Here is a 19998-nt window from a genome sequence, read left to right on the forward strand (position 1 = left end):
GACATCCGAGTCAGGAGAGGCTTGTGCGACTGCCGTCCGCCGGCCTGAGCGATCCCGCGTCGCGGAGGGCCCTGCCCACAAGTCAGCTCGCACCCTCCACCGCTCGCGCGCTCGTACGCTCGGAGATCGACAAGTGGGCGCGCTCGAGCGTCACGCCGGTGCGGCTGACCGAGCGGCTGGCTGACGACGCGGAGCTCCTCGTCAGCGAGCTCGTCACCAACGCCCTCATGCACGCGGGCACCCGGATCGAAGTGGTCTGCGGCGTCGAGACGGTGCCGGCCCCGTCCGGCGCCACCTCCTCGCAGACGGTCCCTGAGGCCGCCGACGGCCCGGGCGCCGCCGACCAGGACGAGGGCCCGGTGGACATCGCCGCCGTACTGGTCGAGGTGGCCGACAGACAGCCCACCGGCCGGGTCACCGGGGACGCGGCCTCACGGCGCAGCGGACGGGGCCTGGGGCTGCAGATCGTCGGGGCGCTGTGCGAGTCCTGGGGCGTGACCTACCGGCGTACCGAGAAGGTCGTCTGGTTCCGGCTGGCGGTCTCCGAGATGGTGCCCAAGCCGTCCGGGTCGCTCAGCGAATCGATGCACCGCGAGCTGGACGCCGCCGAGGTCTTCTCCTCCTCGCCGCAGGCCGACCGCCGCCGCAGCGCCGAGTGGGCCGATCGCGGCGGAGCGTTCCTGGCCGAGGCCAGTGAGCTTCTGTCCGGTCAGCTCGACGAGGACATGGTCGCCGCGCTGGCCGGCCAGCTGCTGGTGCCGCGGCTGGCCGACTGGTGCGCGGTATGGCTGACCACGGAGAGCGGCGCGATGCGCCTCTCCCGCGTCTGGCACTCCGACGAGCGGAAGGTGGACGCGCTCCGCTACGCCCTCGAAGCGGATCCGCCCCCGGTCGGCCTGCGGACGGTGGGCATTCCCTGGCCCTGGCCGGAGAGCGCCGACGGATCCGGGAGGGGCGGCTCGGCGCTCGCGTTCTCCCTGGTCTCCGGCGGGACCTGCCTGGGCTCGCTCGTCATCGGACGGGCCGGGCCGACGGAGATGACCGACTCCGTGGCGCGCACCGTCGAGGACGTCGCGCGCCGGGTGGCGCAGGCGGTGGTCACGGCCCGCCAGTACACACGTCAGACCAGCATCAGCCGCGCGCTCCAGCGCAGGCAGCTGCCGCCGTCGCTCGCCAGCCTGCCGGGCGTGGAGACGGCGATCGTCTACGAGCCGCACGCCATGGGCCAGACCGTCGGCGGCGACTTCTACGACCTCTTCCCCATGGGCGACAACCGCTGGTCCTTCCTCCTCGGGGACGTGCAGGGCAAGGACCCCGAGGCGATGTCGGTCACGGGCCTGACCCGGCACCTGGTGCGGCTGCTCGCCCGGGAGGGCCACGGCGTGGAATCCGTGCTGAGCCGGCTGAACGCCGCCATGGCGGAGGAGGGCGCCGAGGCCGTGGCGGTCGGCGGGGAGACCGCACAGCCGCGCTTTCTGAGCCTGGTCTACGGCGAGCTGGAGCCGGACCGGCAAGGGGGCGGCGCGCACTGCAGCATCGCCAGCGCCGGACACCCGCCTCCGCTGAAGCTGTCGGCGGACGGCGACGTGGTGGCGGTGGTGGAGTCGCAGATGCTGCTCGGCATCGACGAGGGCACCGAGTTCAGAGCCTTCGAGTTCGACCTGGCGCCGGGGGAGTCGCTGCTGTGCGTCACCGACGGAGTCACCGAACGGCGCAGCGGGCAGCGGCAGCTGGACGACGACGACGGGCTGGCGGAGATCCTCGCCGGCTGCGTCGGCATGGGTGCCATGGCGGTGGCGGAACGGGTGCGTCAGTCGGCGCACGACTTCGGGCCGGAGCCGGTGGAGGACGACCTGGCGATTCTCGTGCTGCACGCGGTGGCCGCCTGACGGGCGGGCAGGGCGCGTGCGGGGGCTGCAGGCGGCGTGGTCAGGTCAAGTACGCCGGGGTGCGGTCATGTCCGCGCCGCCGCCACCGCCACCGCCACCGCCACCGCCGCCAGCGTCGCGGCGGTGCTCCGGGACGCAGCCGAGTACGCCGGCGAGTTCCGTACGGGAGCGGACGCCGAGCTTGGCGTAGACGGTCTGCAGATGGTTGGCGACAGTCCGGACCGCCAGACCGAGCCGCGCGGCGATGGCCGCGTTCTCCAGCCCTTGCGCCGCCAACTCGCCCACCTCGCGCTGCCTTTCGGACAACGGCTCCTGCCGGGGTGCCGGCGCCGACCACACCGCGGTGAAGCCTCCGCACATCTCGCGCAGCCAGGCCGCTCGCCGTGCGTGGCCTGCCGCGTCCCGCCCGCCGCCGTGGACCGCGGCGCTCGCCGCCGCCTCCGCCGCCATGCCGTGGTAGCCGAGCCCGGCCAGCGTTCCCGAGACCTGGCCCAGCGCCGCCGGATCGCCCTCGGCCGCGGCCCGCGCATGGAGCGCCAGTACGGGGAAGAGGGCGCTGTCGCAGGAGGAGGCCACCTCTTCCAGGCGCGCCGCGGTATCGGCCGAAGGCCGCGTACGGGCCGCGTAGTAGAGAGCCTCGGCGGCGTTGGTCAGCCGTCCGCCGGCCAGATACCGCCCGGAGAGCGCGACGGCCTCCGCGGCGGCCTCCTCCAGCCGGCCCGAACAGGCCAGGACGCGCACCCGGCCCAGCGTCAGATGGGCCCGCATCGCCGAGTCCGCGGGCAGCCTGCCGGCGCCGTCCCCGAGCATCCGCCACGCGGCGTCGAACTCGCCGCGTGCGGCCAGTCCGGCGGCCAACTCGCTGCAGACGTACGCCTGTACGGGGAACGGCGTGTGTTCGTCGGTCAGCGCCCGCGCCTCCCGGAAGTGCGGCAGGGCGGCGTCGTGGCGTCCCGCCCATGTCTCGCACACGCCCAACTCGAGGCTCAGCAGGGCTGTTTCCTCACCGGCGCCCTTCTCCAGCGCAGCTTCGTAGTACTGCCGTCCGATGGCCAGGGCCGCCAGGAGCCGGCCGTCCAGGACCAGTGCGTGCAGGTGGCAGGCCCGTGCGGCGCCGTCCATCGCGGGCCACACTCCGGTCGGCGGCGCCTCGTTCGTACCGGCCTCCGCCACGACCTTCGCCGGACGGCCGGTGAAGGTCAGCAGGTAGGCGCGCAGCGGCGCCACCGCACCGGCCACCGCGCCGCCCGGCGGCAGATCCGTGAACCGGGCGGCCCCGGCGGCGTCCGCGGTCCCGGCGGCGTCCACGGTTCGGGCGGCGTCCGCGGTACCCGTGAACTCCGTGACACCGGTGCCCGCCGCTGCGTCGGCGGATTCGGGGAACTGCGCGTCCCCGCCGCCGAAGACCGCCAACGCCAGTTCGGCCACGGCCAGTTCTGGGGCACTGTCGCCGTCCGTGCGGGCGGCGCGCACCAGGGCGGCGGCGTCGGCGGTGCGCCGCAGCCCCCAGAATAGGTTGAGCGCGCGCAGCGCGCCGAGGTGCCGCAGATCCCGCGCCGACAGCACGGTCTCCGCCTCCTCGGCCTTGCCCTGCACCACGAGTGCTTCCGCCAGCAGGGCACGGCCGTCCGCGTCCGCGACCCTGCGGGCGAGGTCCTCGGCGAGTTGCGGGTCGTGGCCGGCCAGGGCCTCCGACGCCGCCGCGAGCACATCGCCGTCGGGCACCCTCTCCCCGGCCAGCAGCCGCCAGTTGACCAGCGGAAGGCGCTCCTCGCCCGCGAGGTCGCTGCTGCCGAGTGCGGCGGCGAACCGGGAGTAGACGGCGCGGCGCGCGGCCGGGGAGGTCCGCGCGCGTACGACCTCGCCGTAGAGGGGGTGCCCGGCACGGACCACCGGCCGCCGGCCCCGCGTCTCGAGGACGATGAGGGACCGGCGCTCCAGCTCCTCCAACTCATCCGGTTCCGTGAGGCGTTCGAGGACCGTCAGCGGCACGGGCTCCACGTGCGATACGAGTTCGAGCGCACGGGCGGGTGCGTCACCGAGCGCACCGAGCTGTGCGGCCACGAGGTCCCCGAGCTTCTCGTGACCGCCCGGCCTCCCGTGCCACCTCCACACCCCGGCACCCGCGCGCAGCGCTCCGGACCCGCGGCCCGCGGCGACGACGTGCCGCAGGAAGAGCGGGTTGCCTTTCGTCAGTCTGAAGAGCCGGTCGGCGGTGACGCCGTCGACCGGGCCGCCGAGCGTCAGCCGCAGCAGTTCGCCGACCTGTTCACGGTCGAGTCCGCCGACGGTGATCTCACGTACGAGGAGGCGTCTGCGCAGCGCCCGTACCGTCGCTGACTCCGGCGCGCCCGTACGGGCGGTCACCAGCAGCCGTGCGCTGCCGGTGGCCGCCAGGTGCCGGACGAGCGCGGCGGAGACCTCGTCGAGATGGCCGGCCTCGTCGACCCCGAGGACGACGCGGCGTCCGGCTGCTCCGCGGCGCAGCTCCCGTGCCGCCCGCGCGAAGAGGTCCGCGGCCGGTTCGCGGGTGAGCAGTCCGGACGCGGCGCCGAAGGGCAGCGAGCTGCTCGCCTCGGCGCCCGAGATCCGTGCCGTGTACATGCCTGCGCCGGCGCACCGCTCCAGCACCGCGTCGGCCAGGCGGGACTTGCCGATGCCCGGTTCGCCGGTCAGCAGCGCGCCCGGCCCGTCGCCGTCCAGCAGCAGCGAGCAGAGCGTGCCGATCGACTCGTCGCGTCCCACGAGCGGCCAGGGGGCACCGTTCACGGGGCCGCGCTCATCGCTCGGGAGAGCTGCGCGGCCGCCGTGACGGCGGCGGGCGGCAGGGGGCCCGGTGCCGGTGATCCCGGCGTCGGTGATCCCGGTACGGGTGGTCCTGGTGTCGGTGGTCGCAGCATCGGCGGTCCCAGTATCGTCCGCACGCCTGTACGGGGGAACGGTCCGGCAGGGGCGGCGTCGGCGGCAGGGGAGGTCGGCGGGAGGTGTGCCCGCGAGGGACACGTGCGGCGGTCAGGGGCGGGCCGGCGGGAAGAGACGAGCCGGCGGGACGGCGGCCAGGGGGGCGCCGTCCCGCCGGAGTTCCCCCTTGCGGCCACCCTTCACCGGCTCGTGTGCGGCGGTCATGAGTAACCCATGACCATTGCTTTTCCTTCGCGCCCGTGACCAGGATCGACGCGTGCGCTCCGACTTCCTGACCTGCTCCTGGCCGCTGTCCGGCCGGAGCGACGAAGTCGCCGGACTGGCCGGGCGGTTGACCCGGCCCGACGCCGGCCGGGTGCTGCTGCTCGGTGAGGCGGGCGTCGGCAAGACCGCGCTGTGGCGTGAGGTTCTGGACCGCTGCGGAGAGCGCGGGGCGCACGTACTGTCCGCGGCGGGCGGCGCCTCCACCAGCGACATCCCCTTCCTGGCGCTGTCCGACTGGGCCGGCCCGGCAGGGACGGAAACCTTCGAGAGCATGCGCCGGGCCGTCCGCGCACAGGCCGGGCCCCGTCCCCTGGTCCTCGGGATCGACGAAGTGGACCATCTGGACGGCGCGTCCGCCTCCCTCGTCGCCGCGCTGGCGCAGGAAGCCGGCGCGGCGCTGCTGCTGACCGCACGATGCCCGGAACCGGAACCGCGGGAGGGCGTGCTCCCCGGGCCGCTGGGGCGCGTCCCCTGCGAGACGGTGCAGGTCGAACCGCTTTCCGAGCCGGCTTTCGACCGCCTGCTCCGAGCCGTCCTGGACGGCCCCGTCGACGGCCTCACCACGGGCGCGCTCTGGCGGATGTCCGAGGGGAATCCGCTCTTCCTGCGCCATCTGCTGCTCGCCGGCGCGGAGAGCGGCGGGCTGCAGCGCAGGCACGGGGTGTGGACGTGGCGGGGCCCGGCCGGCGGCCATCCGCGGCTGCGGGACCTGGTGGCCGGCGCGGTCGGAGTGCTTCCGGACGAGGAGGCCCGCGCGCTCGAATACGTCGCACAGGCCGGGTCCGTGCCCCGTACCGCGCTGGAATCCCTGATCGGCGCGGAGGCCCTGGCCGGGCTGCGGCGGCGGTCGCTGATCACCGTGCGGCCCGAAGCGGAAGGCGAACAGGTCCGCGTCGCGCACCCGTTGTACGGCGAGGTCGTGCGCGCCGGGACGGGCCCTCTGCGCCGCCGCCGCATACACCGGGACCTGGCCGACGCCGTGGACCGGTGCGGCGGTGCGCCCGACCCGATCCGCCCCGTGCTGTGGAGGCTGCGTGCGGGAGCCGAGGTCCCCGAGGCACGGCTGGTGCGCGCGGCCTCCGCCGCGCTGCGGCACTCGGACCCGCAGCTCGCGCAGCGTCTGGTGGCCCACCTGCACAGCCCCGGAGCAGTACGGGTCCACGGACAGGCACTCGTGGCCCAGGGGCTGGCCGCCGAGGCGGAGGAGTTGCTCGCCACCCGCGACGGGCCGCCCGCGCTGCGCGCCCTCAACCTCTTCTGGGGGCTGCGCCGCCCCGCGGAAGCACGTGCCGTGCTCGACGGGCTCGACGAGGCCGCCGCGAAGGAGCCGGAGACGAGGGTGGCCGCACGGGCGCTGGCGCTCTTCACCCACGGCGAGAGCCACGCCCGGGACGTGCTGCCGTCGGCGCTCGACGCCCCGGACAGCGGGGACTGGCTGACCGACAACGCGGCGGCGACCCTGCGGGCGTACGCCCTGACACTCCGCGGCAGGCCGGCGCGGGTCGTCCGGGAGTTCGAGCGCGGAGCCATCGGGCTGCCGCCCGCCTGGGGCTCGATGCGCGGCGCCGCCGAGGCGTGCCATGTGTACGCCATGGTCATGGCGGGAGAGCTGGAGGACGCGCTGCGTACGGCCGGGCGCTACTGCCGGGAGGCCCTGGAGCGCGGTGACGAGGCGGAGCTGGCGCTGGCGGCGTTCATCCGCGGTGTGGCGCTGTACTGGGCGGGCCGGCCCGATGAGGCGCTGGAGCCGCTCCGGGAGGCGCAGGCGCTGGTCAACGAGCAGACGATCTTCCCCGTCGAGGGGATCATCGTCACCGAGTACGCCTCGTGCGCGGCGGCCCTCGGCCGTACCGAAGAGGCCTCCGAAGCGCTCGCGGTGGCGGCCGGCCGCTTCCCGGAGGGCTCCAGCATGCGCGAGAACCTGCGCAAGGGCGAGGTACGGGTGCACGCCGCGGCGGGACGGGTGGCACTGGCAGCGGACCTGGCCGACCGGCTCGCCGAGACGTATCTGGCCGGGGGCAGGTTGACCACCGGTGTGGAGATCGCCTATCTGTGCTGCCGGCTGCGGCCCTCCGCCGCTGCCGCACGCCGTCTGCACGAGGCGGCACAGGAGTGCGACAGCGAGCTCTTCACGCTCTTCGCCCGTCACGGGAGCGCACTCGCCGGGCGCGACGTGGCCGGACTCTCGGCGGTGGCCGAGGAGCTGGCCTCACTCGGCTACGCGGGTCTCGCCCTGGAGGCCGTCCAGGCGGCACGTGATCTGAGCAGCGGCCGTGTGTCGGACGAACTCGCCAGGCGGGCCGGGGAGTTGGCGAGAGGCCGCCCCCCGGGCCCGCGTTCACCGTCCCCCGCTCCGGCGCGCGGATCCGGCGAACTGACCGGCCGGGAACGGCAGATCTGCGAGCTGGCCGCGTCCGGGATGAGCAACCCGGACATCGCCGGGTACCTGCGCATCTCCGTCCGCACCGTCGCCAACCACCTGCAGCGCGCCTACGACAAGCTGGGTGTCAAGCGGCGCGCGGATCTCCCGGGCGCGCTGGCACTGCCGTCCGCAGACGGCTCGTGACACCCGCGGCATGCGACACCCGCGGCTCATGACGCCCGCCGGTCACGCGAGGGGAGCCGGTACGCGACGGTGAGCCAGGCGGACCGGAGCCCGGCGACCGCTTCATCCGCGGTATCCGGGCGGTTCAGGGAATGATGCCCGCCCGGCGGGCCGCCACCACGGTCTCCAGCCGCGTGTGCGTGCCCAGCTTGCGCATCGCCGAGCGCAGATACGCCTTCACGGTCTCCGGCTTCAGCCCGGTACGGGCGGCCACCGCGGCGTTCGTGCCGCCTCCCGCGATGCACGAGACGATGTCGACCTCACGCGGCGTGAGCGAGACCGCTTCCCCGGGGCGTCCCTTTCCGTCCGCGTCCGGCCCGCACGCGGACGCCAGGCGGCCGCACGCGTCGAGCAGTTCACGCCGCACTTCGCCCTCCGGCAACCGCTGGGCGAGAGTGCGAAGTTCGGCGTGTGCCTCGCGCACCTCCTCCCAGGCGCGGGGATCGCCGACCGCGGTCTGCTGCGCCTCCATCAGCCGTTGCGCCTCCTCGCGCACGGCCAGCGTCTGCTCCAGCTCGCGCACCGCGTCGGCGGCGGTGTCCAGGGCGCGGTCGCCGAGCGCGAGCGACTCCCGCAGCGCCGCGTACACCACACCCCGCACACGGCGGCGTACCACCACGGGGACCGCCAGCACGGAGCGCAGGCCCTCCGCCGCGACGGCGGCGTCGTACTCGTGGCTGATCACACGTGAGGAGCGGTAGTCGGTGACGGAGGTGGGTCTGGCCAGCGCGACGGCCTTGCCGCCCAGCCCGTTGCCCGGCGCGATCGCCAGGCCGCGCAGCGCCTGCGTCGTGGTGCCGGTCATCTCTGTGATGCGGTAACCACGGCCCTCTCCGGTCATCCCCGCGAAGGCCACCGGTATCTCCGTCGTGCGCCGCAGCCTGGACAGTGCCGCCCGTATCGCACCGGATTCGGCCTGATCCGTCATGGCAGTCCCCTCTCGCGTTCACCGCGCGACCTCACCCCCGTTCGGGGGTGGTGAGGCGCAGATCACTACAACACGATGCTAAAGCCATGGCTCATGGAACGAGGAGGTCCCGGTGACCGGAGAATCCACGGCGCTCTCGTATGCGAGCGGGACCGCCACGACGCCGCTGCTCGGCGAGACGATCGGCAGCAACCTCGACCGCACCGCGGCCGCGTTCCCCGACCGCGAGGCCCTGGTCGACGCGACCGACGGCAGGCGCTGGACGTACGCGGAGTTCGTCGCGGACGTCGACCAGCTCGCGCGCGGACTGCTGGCGCGGGGCATCGGCAAGGGCGACCGGGTGGGGATCTGGGCCGTCAACTGCCCGGAGTGGCTGCTGGTGCAGTACGCGACGGCACGCATCGGCGCGGTGATGGTCAACATCAACCCCGCATACCGAACACATGAACTGGCCTATGTACTGCGCCAGTCGGGTGTGCGTCTGCTCGTAGCGTCCACCGCGTACAAGACGAGCGACTACCGCGCGATGGCGCGGGAAGTGGCCGGCGAATGCCCGCAGTTGCTGGAGACCGTCCACATCGGCACCCCGTACTGGGAGGTGCTGACCAACGCCGGACACGAGACCACCGACGAGCAACTCAGGGCGGCCGAATCCCGGTTGAGCTGTGACGACCCGGTGAACATCCAGTACACCTCGGGGACGACCGGCTTTCCCAAGGGTGCGACCCTCTCGCACCACAACATTCTCAACAACGGCTACTTCGTTGGTGAGTTGCTGGGCTACACCGAGCAGGACAGGGTCTGCCTGCCGGTGCCCTTCTACCACTGCTTCGGCATGGTGATGGGCAACCTCGCGGCCACCAGCCACGGCGCATGCGTCGTCATCCCCTCGGCGACGTTCGAGCCGGCCGCCGCGCTGCAGGCGGTTCAGGACGAGCGCTGCACGTCACTGTACGGGGTACCCACGATGTTCATCGCGGAGCTCGGCCTCTCCGACTTCCCCTCCTACGACCTCAGTTCGCTCCGTACCGGGATCATGGCCGGGTCGCCGTGCCCGGTGGAGGTGATGAAGCGGGTCGTCGCGGAGATGCACATGGAGGAGGTGGCGATCTGCTACGGCATGACCGAGACGTCACCGGTCTCCACGCAGACACGTACCGACGACGACGTGGAGCGGCGCACCGAGACCGTCGGCAAGGTGCTGCCGCACCTGGAGGTGAAGGTCGTCGACCCGGGCAGCGGTGTGACCCTGCCCCGCGGCGAGCCCGGCGAACTGTGCACCCGCGGGTACTCGGTGATGCTCGGCTACTGGGACGACAAGGAGCAGACCGAGCAGGTCATCGACCCGAGCCGCTGGATGCACACCGGCGACCTCGCGGTGATGCGCGAGGACGGATACCTCGCCATCACCGGACGCATCAAGGACATGATCATCCGCGGCGGCGAGAACATCTACCCACGCGAGATCGAGGAGTTCCTCTACACCCATCCCAAGATCTCCGACGTGCAGGTGGTGGGCGTCCCCGACGAACGTTTCGGTGAGGAGGTCCTCGCCTGCGTCATCCCGGTCGACCAGGACGACCCGCCCTCCGAGGACGAGATCGTCGCCTTCTGCGAAGGCCGGCTGGCGCACTACAAGATCCCGCGCCGGGTACGCGTCATGGCGGAGTTCCCCATGACCGTCAGCGGCAAGGTCCGCAAGGTCGAGCTGCGCCGGGACGCGATAGAGGGATCGGAGGCGCTGCCCGGAGCGGTCTGAGCCGTGCCCTGCGGGCACCGTCCGCGGAGGGACCGCCGGACCTGCCCGGCCCCGCCCGCCCGGGCGGGCGGCCCGGCCCGCGCCCGTTCAGCTCCGGCTCTCGGCGACCCCGAGGTCCAGCAGCGCGCGGTCCGCGCCCCGGTCCGCGATCACGCACAGCCCCACGGGCAGACCGCCGGACGTCATACGGGGAAGCACCAGGCACGGCAGCCCCGCGCCGGACGCCAGACAGGTGAGCTGGAGCGCGGCGGCCCTGGCCGTGTCCCTCTCCGCCGCGCTGGAGTCCCTCGCCGGGGCAGGCGCGGGCGCAGCCGGCAGCAGCAGCACCGTGCCGGGGGAGAGGACGGCGCGCAGTGCGGTGGTGGTCGTCCGCAGGGACTCGCGGGCGTTGGCCAGCCGCTCCCCGCCGACGCCGGACGCCCAGGCGAAACGGCGCTCGATCTCCGGCCCCAGCGCGCCGGGGTGCGAGCCGACCCACGCGCCGTCGGACTCCCACACCTGCTCGGCCTGCACCACGGAGAAGGCGTTCGCACGTTCCTGCGGATCGCCTCCGAACTCGCACTCCTCACTGCGCAGCCCGAGCCGCCCGGCCAGCCCGGCGGCAGCCGCGAGGAATGCCTCACGCACCGCGGGTTCCGCGGGGGCGAGGAGGTCCGGCGCCACCAGCGCGGTGTGGAAGGGGCCGGAGTGCCGCGCCTCGTCCGCACCGGGCAGCAGTACGTCGCCGATCCGGGCCAGCGTGGCGGCGTCGCGCGCGAGCCAGGCGACCGTGTCGAAGCCGGGGGCCAGGGGCAGCATCCCGGTGACCGGGACCGCGCCGTGCGTGGGGCGCATGCCGTACAGACCGCAGTAGGAGGACGGAACGCGGATCGAGCCCGCCGTGTCGGTGCCCAGGCCCGCGTCCGCCTCGTGGAGCGCGACGGCGGAGGCCGGGCCGCTGGAGGAGCCGCCGGGGATGTGGCCTGGAGCCTGGGGGTTGGGCGGGGTGCCGTAGTGGGCGTTCATGCCGTCGAGGCTGTAGGTCAGCTCGTCCGTCTGCGCGATGCCGGTGATCTCGGCGCCCGCGCCGAGGAGGGCGGCGACGGCCCACGCGTGCGTGGTCTCCGGTTCCGCTTCGGCGAGCCAGGAGGGGTTGCCGGCGCCGGTCCGGTGTCCCGCGATCGCGTACACGTCCTTCACGGCCAGACGCAGGCCGCTGAGCGGCCCGCTGCGGGACGGGGCGAGCAGCGGGGCGCCGCGCTCGCGCCAGACTGCCTTCTCCGCATTGGTCTCGGACGTCGCGGACGTGGTCATGGGAGCCTCCAGCAGCGGGTCGGGCGGGTCGCTCCGGCCGCGGCGTGAACCGGGCCGGGGGTGCGATGTGTACCCGCCCGCGGCGGCCCGCCGGCAGAGGTCACTCCGGGTCTCACCGGTCGGCGGGAGTCATTGACACCACCACGGATCTCTCCCTACGTTGCCGCAGGATTCTAGTTCACGGAACCCTGTTCCGTGAGGCGGAATTTGAAACGGCGCGCGACGTACGTGAGGAGGCCTGATGTGGGGTCACTACTGGGCGGCGTCCAACGGCATGACCATCGCCTCGATGGTCGCGCCGAGCCGCTACAAGGCGACGGCCTCCGGCTTCGGGTACGTCTTCGTGAAGCTCGCCGCCTTCGTGACGATCTTCTTCTTCCCCGTGCTCTTCGAGAGTCTGGGAGTGCCGCTGGCGACCGTCATCGTCTCCGTGCTGTCCCTGACGGGCTATCTCGCCGCGACCTATGTGCTGCCCGAGGTGTACGGATACGTCGAGCAGGAGGAGCAGCACGAGCAGAGCCGGAACGGCCGGGAGGGCCGGGACGGGCATGGCACGACCACGGGCGGAGGCGGCGCGGGCATGCTGTCGAAGTCCCTTGCCGAGGAGGGCTCTTGAACGAAGGCGGCGGCGCGCACCGTATCCTGCATCTGGGCCTCGGCAACTTCCACCGTGCCCACCAGGCCGTGTGCACCGAGGACGCCGGCCGGCACGGCGACGCCTGGGAGATCACCGGGGTCGCCGGCAGCACCCGCCGCGTCGTCGAGGCGCTGCACCGTCAGCGGATGCGCTACAGCGTCGTCACCCTCGGCCCCGGCAGAACCGAGGTGCGCCAAGTCGCAAGCATCACCGACGCGTTCGTGGCCGCCGGCGAACCGCACAGGGTGACACGGGAGATCGCCGACCCCGCCACCCGGATCGTCTCGCTGACGGTCACCGAGAAGGGGTACGGCATCAACCCCCTCACCCGGCGCCTCGACCTCGACGCACCGGACGTACGCGCCGACCTGGCAGGCGAAGGGCCGCCGCGCAGCACGGTCGGCCGCCTCGCCGCCGGACTGCTGCGCCGCTCCCGCGAGTCCGCAGCCCCGGTCACCCTGCTCAGTTGCGACAACATCACCGCCAACGGCACCACGCTCGCGGGCCTGCTGCGCGACTTCGCGGCCGCCATGCCGTCCAGGGACGGCGCCGGACTGCTGGCGTGGATGGAGGAGTCGGTGACCTGCCCCGACACGATGGTGGACCGCATCGTGCCCGCGACGACGGACGCCCACCGGCAGACGGCCGCCGACGCGGGCTTCGCCGACGAAGTGCCGGTGCCCGCCGAGCCGTTCTGGATGTGGGTGATGCGCGACGCCTTCGCCGCGGGGCGGCCGGCCTGGGAGGAGGCCGGGGCGGTCATGACGGACCGCGTCCACGACTACGAGACCGTCAAGGTCCGCCTGCTCAACGGCAGTCACTCGCTCCTGGCCTATCTCGGGCTTCTCACGGGACGCGCCCTGATCGCCGACGCCGCCGCCGACCCCGGGATCGCCCGGGCGGTGCACCGGCTCGGCGACGAGTACGAACCGACGCTCGCCCTCCCCGAGGGGCTCGACGTCACCGCCTACCGCGCGCAGCTCGGCGAACGGTTCGCGAACCGCCGGCTCGCGCACAGCACCGCACAGGTCGGCGCCGACGGCTCCCTCAAGCTCGGCCAGCGCGTGCCCGACGCCGCGCTGTGGCACCTGGAATCCGGACGCGTGCCGTCGGCGCTGGCCCTGACCGTCGCCGCATGGCTGCGCTGCACCGCGTATCCGGAGCAGCTGGAGTCGGACCGTACTGGCGTCCCGGCCGACCCGAGCGGTGAGCGCATCCGTGCACTCGCCGCCCGGTCGGGCGCCATAGGAGGCGGCGCACATGACCGGGCCCGGCGCCTGGCCCAGGCGGTGCTGGTGGACGAAGCGATGCTGGGCCGACGCCTCGGCGGATACGGGGAGTTCGCGGAGTCGGTCGCCGGGCTGCTGGAAGTGCTGGAGACCGGGGGAGTGCAGGCGGCGGTGCGGGCGGCATGCGAGGCCTGACGGCCGTCCGGGCCCCGCACCCGTGTGACGGCGGTGGACGAGGAACGCGAACGGTACGCACAGTACGCAGAGGACGGAGGTCACGAGCGGGGACGGAGAAGGCGCGGAGCGCGAACGGGACGGACCGGTCCGGCCTAGGGGACCGCGTACGGGACAGGGAAGGGAGGTGCGTGATGCTGACCGCTGTCGTGCACGGCGCGGGCGACCTGCGGGTCGAGCAGCGCCCCGACCCCGTCCCGCGGCAGGGCGAGGTGCTCGTCGCGATGACGCACGGCGGCATCTGCGGCTCGGACCTGCACTACTACCGCGAGGGCGCCGTGGGCTCCTTCGCCGTGCGCGAGCCGCTCGCCCTCGGCCACGAAGTCGTCGGCAGGGTCGCCGAGGACCCGGCGGGCCGGCTGCGCCCGGGAACGCCCGTGGCCGTACATCCCGGGACCTCTTGCGGGACGTGCCAGGAGTGCGCCGAAGGACACCCCCAAGTCTGCGCCGGAGCAGGCTACTTGGGCTCCGCTGCCACGTTCCCGCACACACAGGGCGGCTTCACCGGGCGGCTGGCCGTCCCCGCGGACCGCCTGCATGCCGTACCCGACGGGCTTCCGCTCTCCAGGGCCGTACTGGCGGAACCGCTCGCCGTCGCGCTCCACGCCCTGCGCCGTGCGGGCGGTGTGGCAGGGGCGCGGGTCCTCGTCAACGGTGCCGGACCGATCGGCGCCCTGACCGCGGGAGCGGCAAGGTCATGGGGTGCTGTGGAGGTGTGGGCGAGCGACATCCGTGACGCGCAGCTGCGCATCGCCGAGCGCACCGGGGCGGACACCACGGTCCGGGCCGGCCGGGAGGCGCTTCCCGGCGAGTACTTCGACGTGGTCGTCGAGGCGTCCGGCGCGCCGGGGGCGCCCGCCGCGGTGATGGGCGCCGTACGCAGACGCGGAGTGATCGTCCAGCTGGGCTCGGCCCCCGCGGAGCCGGTGCCGGTGCCCTTCGGGCCCGTCGTGGCGAAGGAGATCGAACTGCGCGGCACCTTCCGCTTCGAGGGCGGGCTCGGGACCGCACTCGCCATGCTCGCCGCCTCCGACCGCCTGGAGGCCGTCGTCACCCGCACCTTCCCGCTGCGTGACGCGGTCGAGGCGATGGAGACCGCCGCCGATCCGGCAGTCCCCGGGAAGGTGGTCCTCCTGCTCGGCAGCGAGGACACGGCAGCCGCTCCGGCCTCTTCGACGGCGTCGGCAACGACGGCCACCCTGACCGGCAGACCAACCACATCGGACACGGACCGCACCACCCGCACCACACGGAGAGCATCCCCATGACCCGACTCGAACGGCGACTTCCGCGCCCGAAGGACCTGGCGCCCCTGCTGAAGCTGAAGACCCGGCCGAGGAGCGCCGTCGAGCGCAGGCTGGCCGGGGCCCACACGATCTGGGACCTGCGGCGCATCGCCCGGCGCCGCACACCCGCGGGCCCGTTCGACTACACCGACGGTGCCGCGGACGGCGAGGTCGGCGTACGCCGGGCCCGGGAGGCGTTCGAGGACCTGGAGTTCCGGCCGGGCGTCCTGCGCAACGTCGAGACGGCCGAGACCTCCACCACCGTGCTCGGCGGGCACTCCGCGCTGCCCTTCGGCCTGGCTCCCACCGGCTTCACGCGCATGATGCACTCGGCGGGCGAGCGCGCCGTCGTCGCCGCTGCCGGGCGGGCGGGCATCCCGTACGCGCTGTCCACCGTCGGCACGACTTCGATCGAACAGGTCGCCGAGACGGCCCCGTCCGCGCGCAAGTGGTTCCAGCTCTACCTGTGGAGGGACCGCGACCTCTCGCGCGAGCTGGTGGCGAACGCCAAGGCCGCCGGATACGAGGCCCTCATCGTCACCGTCGACGTCCCTGTGAACGGAAACCGCCTGCGCGACCTGCGCAACGGCATGACCATCCCGCCCCAGCTGACGCTCAGGACGTTCCTCGACGCCTCCTACCGCTGGGAGTGGTGGCTGAACTTCCTGACCACGGAGCCGTACACGTTCGCCTTCGACAAGGACGGCCACGGCGCCCTCACCGAACTCGTCAGCAAGCTCTACGACCCGACCGTCACCTTCGACGACCTGGAGTGGATACGGGAGCAGTGGGACGGCCCGATCCTGGTGAAGGGCATCCAGACGGTCCACGACGCCGAGGCCGTCATGGCGCACGGCGCGGACGGCGTCATCGTCTCCAACCACGGCGGCCGCCAGCTGGACAGGGCACCCGTACCGCTGCACCTGCTGCCGGACATCGCCGCGGCGGTGGGGGACCGGGGCACCGTAATGCTGGACACGGGGATCATGAACGGTGGCGACATCGTGGCCGCGCTGGCCCTCGGCGCGGACTTCGCCCTCGTCGGACGCGCCTATCTCTACGGCCTGATGGCAGGCGGCGAGGCGGGGGTGGCCCGTGCGATCTCCATCCTGGCCGCCGAGGCCGAGCGCACCATGAAGCTGCTCGGCGTGACCAGCGTCGCCGAACTCCGCCCGGACCACGTGCGGTTGATGACCCGGCGCACCCCGGTAGTGCCGGAAGGGAAGGACTGAGGGAGCGGCGAGCAGGGACGGGCCCCGGTCCCGTTGGACTCGCCGCCCGGCCCTGCGGCTCCGCCTCACCGCACCTGGCCACCAGTCCCGGCTTGGACCGGCCTCCGGCTCCGGTCGGGACTGGTGGCCGTGCTCTTTCTGTGGAAGCGTGATCGCGGCGCACGAGCGCCCGCCGCGCGCGCCGCTCGTCAGCGGTGCCGCGCCGGCGCACCGCACCAGGAGGAGCAGAACCATCCATGGACACCCCCGCACCCGCCGTCCGCGCACTGCCGCTGGAGACCACCGGCGACGCGGCTGAGCGCAAGGCCACGGTGGCTCTCCTGCCCGTCGGGAGCTACGAACAGCACGGCCCGTACCTGCCGCTGTCCACGGACACCCTCATCGCCTGCGCCGTCGCAGAACGGGTCGCCGCCTCGTACCCGGTGCAGCCGCTGCCGCCGCTGACCGTCTCCTGCTCGCAGGAGCACGCGCGGTGGCCCGGCACGGTCAGCATCACCGCGGGCACACTCGGCGCCGTCGTACGGGACGTCGCGCACTCGCTCCGGCGCTCGGGAGTGCCCGGGCTGGTGCTGGTCAACGGCCACGGCGGCAACTACGTACTGCGCAACGTCGTGCAGGAGGCCACCGCGGACGGACACCGCATGGCGCTCTTCCCCGTCGCCGCGGACTGGGAGGACGCCGCCGCCAAGGCCGGTGTGGAGACCCCCGCGCGCAGCGACATGCACGCCGGCGAACTGGAGACGTCGATCCTTCTGCACGCAAGGCCTGACTGCGTACGGGAGGGGTACGAGACCACGGACTGGCTCAGCGACGACCGCAGGCACCTGCACACCCTGGGGCTCGGCCCGTACACCGAGTCCGGCGTCGTCGGCCGGCCCTCCCTGGCGACCGCGCGCAAGGGCGACGACGTGCTCACCGCGCTGACCGGTGCCTTCGCCGGCCATCTGGAAGCTCTGGAGTCGTTGTGACGGGGCAGGGCAGGCCCGCACCGGCAGCGCCGGAAGCACACATACCCGCCCCGCCCGGCGGCGGCGCCGCAGAAGAAGGCCTCGGCACCGAGCCGGCGTGGGAGCGGCTGCTCGGAGTGCGTACGGCCGAAACGGCAGCCGAGGCCGGACTGCTGCGGGGCGAGGACGGCGTGTGGCGCTGGGCGGTGCCCGCCTCGTCCGGGGCGCAGACCCTCGCCGCGCTCTACACCCCCCTCTGCCTGGGCGGGCCGGGCTACGCCTTCGCGCAGCTCGGCCAGAGCATCGACGGCTTCATCGCCACCAGGACCGGCCACTCCAACTACGTCACGGGGGAAGAGGACCGCCTCCATCTGCACCGGCTGCGTGCGCTGTCGGACGCCGTCCTCGTCGGGGCGGGCACCACCATCGCCGACGATCCGCAGCTGACGGTCCGCGCGTGCGCCGGCACCAATCCCGTACGTGTCGTGCTCGATCCGCGTGGCCGCGCCGGCCGGGAGACCCCCGGGGCACGGGTCTTCACCGACGGAAAGGCGCCGACACTGCGCCTCGTCGGCACGGGCCACGCCCCCACGGCGGGTCGTGCGGGCCGGACGGGCGCGGCCGGCGAAGGCGGCAGTGCTGCGGCCGGCCAGGGCGACGAGGAGGTCGTCGAACTCCCGCGCGGGGAGGCGGGGTTCGAACCGAGGCTAGTACTGGAGACCCTCGCCCGCCGCGGCCTTGGCCGGGTGCTTGTCGAGGGCGGCGGCGCGACGGTGTCCGGGTTCCTCCGCGCGGAAGTGCTGCACCGGCTCTACGTCACGGTCGCGCCGGTTCTCCTCGGAGACGGCGTACCGGGGCTCCGCTTCCCAGGGCCCGTACGGATGGGGGAGGCCCTGCGGCCCCGGACCCGTGCCTTCGGCCTCGGCGCGGACATGCTCTTCGAACTCGACCTCCTGGACCTCCTCGACGGCACGGCGTGAACGCCTCGCCGCGAGGAGCCGGCAGACCAGCACACCCGCTCCCGGAAGGCTGGAGAGCAGCGCAAGCGCCCCGTAGACGACCGCGGACGCCAGACCTTGGGACGCGCCCAGGCCCGCGGCGCCGAACGCCAGCGCGCACATGCCTTCGCGGGGGCCCCAGCCTCCGACGTTGACGGGCAGCACCATCACCAGCAGCGCCAGCAGGAGCGGAGGCACCAGTGCGGCCAGCGGCGCGGAGGAACCGGCCACGCGCGCCGCGGCGAGAAAGAGCGCGAGATGTCCCGAGAGGGCCAGCACGGACAGCGCCAGCACGCCGGGCCAGCTGTCGCGGGCGAAGAGCGAGGCCCGCGCGTCGATGAGGAAGACCCCCAGGTCACGCCGCCACTTCGCCGAGCGTCCACCCCGTCCCGCCAGCACCACGCCGGCGACGGCTGCCAGCCCGCACAGCACCAGACCGGTCATGGCGAACGGCCCTTCGAGAGCGTTCAGCACCGGCAGCGGCGGAGGCGCCACGACCAGCACCACGACGCCCGCGGCCACGATGACGGCCTGGCCCGCGGTGCGCTCCAGAATCACCGCCCGCACGCCGCGGGCGACGTCGCCCGCTTCGCGGCCGTTGCGGACGGCACGGTGCACGTCGCCCAGCACGCCCGAGGGCAGCGTCGCGTTCAGGAACAGCGCCTGGTAGTAGTCGGCGACGGCCGTACGCAGCGGCAGAGCGATCCCGAGCCTGCCCGCCACGAGACGCCAGCGCCACGCGCTGAAGACGGTGGCCGGGACGCTGAAGGCGAAGGTGATCAGGACGGCCTGTGCGTCGATGCGGCCGAGGGCCCCCAGCAGGGCGGAGGTTCCCAGCTTGTGGACCACCACGCCGAGGATGACGAGTGCTATGGGTACGCGCAGCCTGCGCCAGAGCGGGCCCTTCATGCGGTGGCAGTTCCGGCCGTGCCTCCGGGCAGCGCCAGCAGGTCGCGGTGGTGAACCACGGCCCGCAGCGTGCCCGCCTCGCAGGAGTCGAGTCTGCGCCGCAGATAGTCCTCGCTCGCCGCCTCCAGCGACGGCTCCTGTGCGCACGCCGCCGCCACCCATCCCAGCAGCCACTGCGCGGTCAGCCCGCTCTCCTGCGGACCGAGCTGCCACGGGCTGGAACGCGTGAGCACGGAGAAGCCGTTGCGCTCGAAGGCGGCCGTCGCCGCCTCGGCGGCGTCCGGTCCGAGCAGCCTGCGGCCCGCGTCGGCGCGGCGCTGATGAGCGTCGAAGGCCGCGGCGAACTCCTCGTCCAGCGGATCGGACGGTTCGAGCTCGACGCGCCCCTCGACGGACAGCGCCAGCAGCACGGCGCAGCCCGCCGCGGCGCAGCTCGCCGCGAGCGACTCCACCTCGTCGGCGGTCAGCAGGTCGAGCAGCGCGGAGGCGGTGACCAGGGACGTGCCCGCCAGGTCGTCGCCCGTCAGGCGTGTGATGTCCCGCTGCTGCGGCACCACTTCGAGAGGGCTGCCGTCCCCGGCCTCCCGCGGCATCCGCGCTGCGATGTTCTCCAGCAGCGCCGGATCGCGGTCGTACATGAACCAGCGTTGGGGACCGCCCAGGCGGGCGGAGAGCCACCGCCCCATCGAGCCCGTGCCGCACCCCAGATCGTGGACGGTCAGCCGGTCGCCCGACGCGGGGGTGTCCGCGAGGAAGGCGTTCAGCGGACCGATGAGCTCTTCCGCGCGGGCGCGGGCGTCCGCGTCCTCGCGCAGGGCGAGCCACTCGGGGGCGTAGCGGGGCGAGCCGACGGTGTTCAAGCGCTA

The 19998-nt window shown here is 73.7% G+C and carries 13 protein-coding genes and 1 pseudogene; 9 read left to right on the top strand and 5 right to left on the bottom strand.

Translation table 11 applies throughout. The annotated features are described in order from the left end of the window. The first annotated feature begins 23 nt into the window (after positions 1-23). The gene (locus tag AN215_RS05740) at positions 24-1889 is read left to right on the top strand and encodes an ATP-binding SpoIIE family protein phosphatase (RefSeq protein ID WP_070009907.1); all 1866 of its coding nucleotides are present in this window, start codon (positions 24-26) and stop codon (positions 1887-1889) included. A 45-nt stretch (positions 1890-1934) separates the two neighbouring features. Here the strand turns inward: AN215_RS05740 and AN215_RS05745 are convergent, their stop codons facing one another. Then, positions 1935-4658: a helix-turn-helix transcriptional regulator gene (locus AN215_RS05745; RefSeq protein ID WP_070009906.1), complete on the bottom strand. Its 2724-nt coding sequence runs from the start codon at positions 4656-4658 to the stop codon at positions 1935-1937. Between the two features lie 409 nt (positions 4659-5067). Here AN215_RS05745 and AN215_RS05750 point away from each other — a divergent pair, with 409 nt between their 5' ends. After that, positions 5068-7641 carry a LuxR family transcriptional regulator gene (locus AN215_RS05750; RefSeq protein WP_070009905.1) on the top strand — a complete coding sequence of 858 codons (2574 nt, stop codon included), beginning with the start codon at positions 5068-5070 and terminating at the stop codon, positions 7639-7641. 124 nt (positions 7642-7765) lie between these two features. On the opposite strand, the gene AN215_RS05755 is transcribed toward AN215_RS05750, so the two are convergent. Then, positions 7766-8608: a helix-turn-helix transcriptional regulator gene (locus AN215_RS05755; RefSeq protein WP_070009904.1), complete on the bottom strand. Its 843-nt coding sequence runs from the start codon at positions 8606-8608 to the stop codon at positions 7766-7768. A 112-nt stretch (positions 8609-8720) separates the two neighbouring features. On the opposite strand from AN215_RS05755, the gene AN215_RS05760 reads away from it, so the two are divergent. Then, on the top strand, positions 8721-10367 hold the full coding sequence (locus AN215_RS05760; protein WP_070009903.1) for an AMP-binding protein: 1647 nt from the start codon (positions 8721-8723) through the stop codon (positions 10365-10367). Between the two features lie 87 nt (positions 10368-10454). Here the strand turns inward: AN215_RS05760 and AN215_RS05765 are convergent, their stop codons facing one another. Beyond that, the gene (locus tag AN215_RS05765) at positions 10455-11660 is read right to left on the bottom strand and encodes an amidase (RefSeq protein ID WP_070009902.1); all 1206 of its coding nucleotides are present in this window, start codon (positions 11658-11660) and stop codon (positions 10455-10457) included. A gap of 241 nt (positions 11661-11901) precedes the next feature. Here AN215_RS05765 and AN215_RS29730 point away from each other — a divergent pair, with 241 nt between their 5' ends. From AN215_RS29730 to AN215_RS28415, 6 genes are all read left to right on the top strand, one after another. Continuing rightward, a complete protein-coding gene (locus tag AN215_RS29730) occupies positions 11902-12276 on the top strand; it encodes an MFS transporter (protein ID WP_070009901.1) in 375 nt (124 codons plus the stop codon). After that, positions 12273-13721: a mannitol dehydrogenase family protein gene (locus AN215_RS05775; RefSeq protein WP_070009900.1), complete on the top strand. Its 1449-nt coding sequence runs from the start codon at positions 12273-12275 to the stop codon at positions 13719-13721. Before AN215_RS29730 ends, AN215_RS05775 begins: the two co-directional genes overlap by 4 nt. A gap of 173 nt (positions 13722-13894) precedes the next feature. Further along, a complete protein-coding gene (locus AN215_RS05780; protein WP_070009899.1) occupies positions 13895-15028 on the top strand; it encodes an L-idonate 5-dehydrogenase in 1134 nt (377 codons plus the stop codon). Further along, a complete protein-coding gene (locus AN215_RS05785; RefSeq protein WP_070009898.1) occupies positions 15025-16278 on the top strand; it encodes an alpha-hydroxy acid oxidase in 1254 nt (417 codons plus the stop codon). The genes AN215_RS05780 and AN215_RS05785 overlap by 4 nt, the downstream gene beginning before the upstream one ends. A 236-nt stretch (positions 16279-16514) precedes the next feature. Further along, positions 16515-17246, top strand: coding sequence for a creatininase family protein (locus AN215_RS05790; RefSeq protein WP_070009897.1), 732 nt, complete (start codon positions 16515-16517; stop codon positions 17244-17246). Next, positions 17243-18205, top strand: a complete 963-nt coding sequence (locus AN215_RS28415) for a RibD family protein (protein WP_245694263.1) — start codon at positions 17243-17245, stop codon at positions 18203-18205. The genes AN215_RS05790 and AN215_RS28415 overlap by 4 nt, the downstream gene beginning before the upstream one ends. A 105-nt stretch (positions 18206-18310) precedes the next feature. On the opposite strand, the pseudogene AN215_RS30245 reads toward AN215_RS28415, so the two are convergent. Together AN215_RS30245 and AN215_RS05800 are read right to left on the bottom strand one after the other, a co-directional pair. Continuing rightward, positions 18311-19132: pseudogene (locus AN215_RS30245) on the bottom strand (lysylphosphatidylglycerol synthase transmembrane domain-containing protein); the annotation flags it as partial. Beyond that, positions 19129-19992 (bottom strand): class I SAM-dependent methyltransferase, encoded by an 864-nt coding sequence (locus tag AN215_RS05800; RefSeq protein WP_070009895.1) that lies wholly within the window; start codon positions 19990-19992, stop codon positions 19129-19131. The gene AN215_RS05800 and the pseudogene AN215_RS30245, both read right to left, overlap by 4 nt. Positions 19993-19998 lie beyond the last annotated feature (6 nt).

The organism is Streptomyces abyssalis, assembly GCF_001751365.1.
GTDB classification, from domain to species: domain Bacteria; phylum Actinomycetota; class Actinomycetes; order Streptomycetales; family Streptomycetaceae; genus Streptomyces; species Streptomyces abyssalis.

Bases quoted from the DNA above. Each gene is read 5' to 3' on its own strand.
- AN215_RS05755 (WP_070009904.1), bottom strand. From the start codon at position 8,608: ATGACGGATCAGGCCGAATCCGGTGCGATACGGGCGGCACTGTCCAGG.
- AN215_RS05780 (WP_070009899.1), top strand. From the start codon at position 13,895: ATGCTGACCGCTGTCGTGCACGGCGCGGGCGACCTGCGGGTCGAGCAG.
- AN215_RS29730 (WP_070009901.1), top strand. From the start codon at position 11,902: ATGTGGGGTCACTACTGGGCGGCGTCCAACGGCATGACCATCGCCTCG.
- AN215_RS05765 (WP_070009902.1), bottom strand. From the start codon at position 11,660: ATGACCACGTCCGCGACGTCCGAGACCAATGCGGAGAAGGCAGTCTGG.
- AN215_RS05785 (WP_070009898.1), top strand. From the start codon at position 15,025: ATGACCCGACTCGAACGGCGACTTCCGCGCCCGAAGGACCTGGCGCCC.
- AN215_RS05790 (WP_070009897.1), top strand. From the start codon at position 16,515: ATGGACACCCCCGCACCCGCCGTCCGCGCACTGCCGCTGGAGACCACC.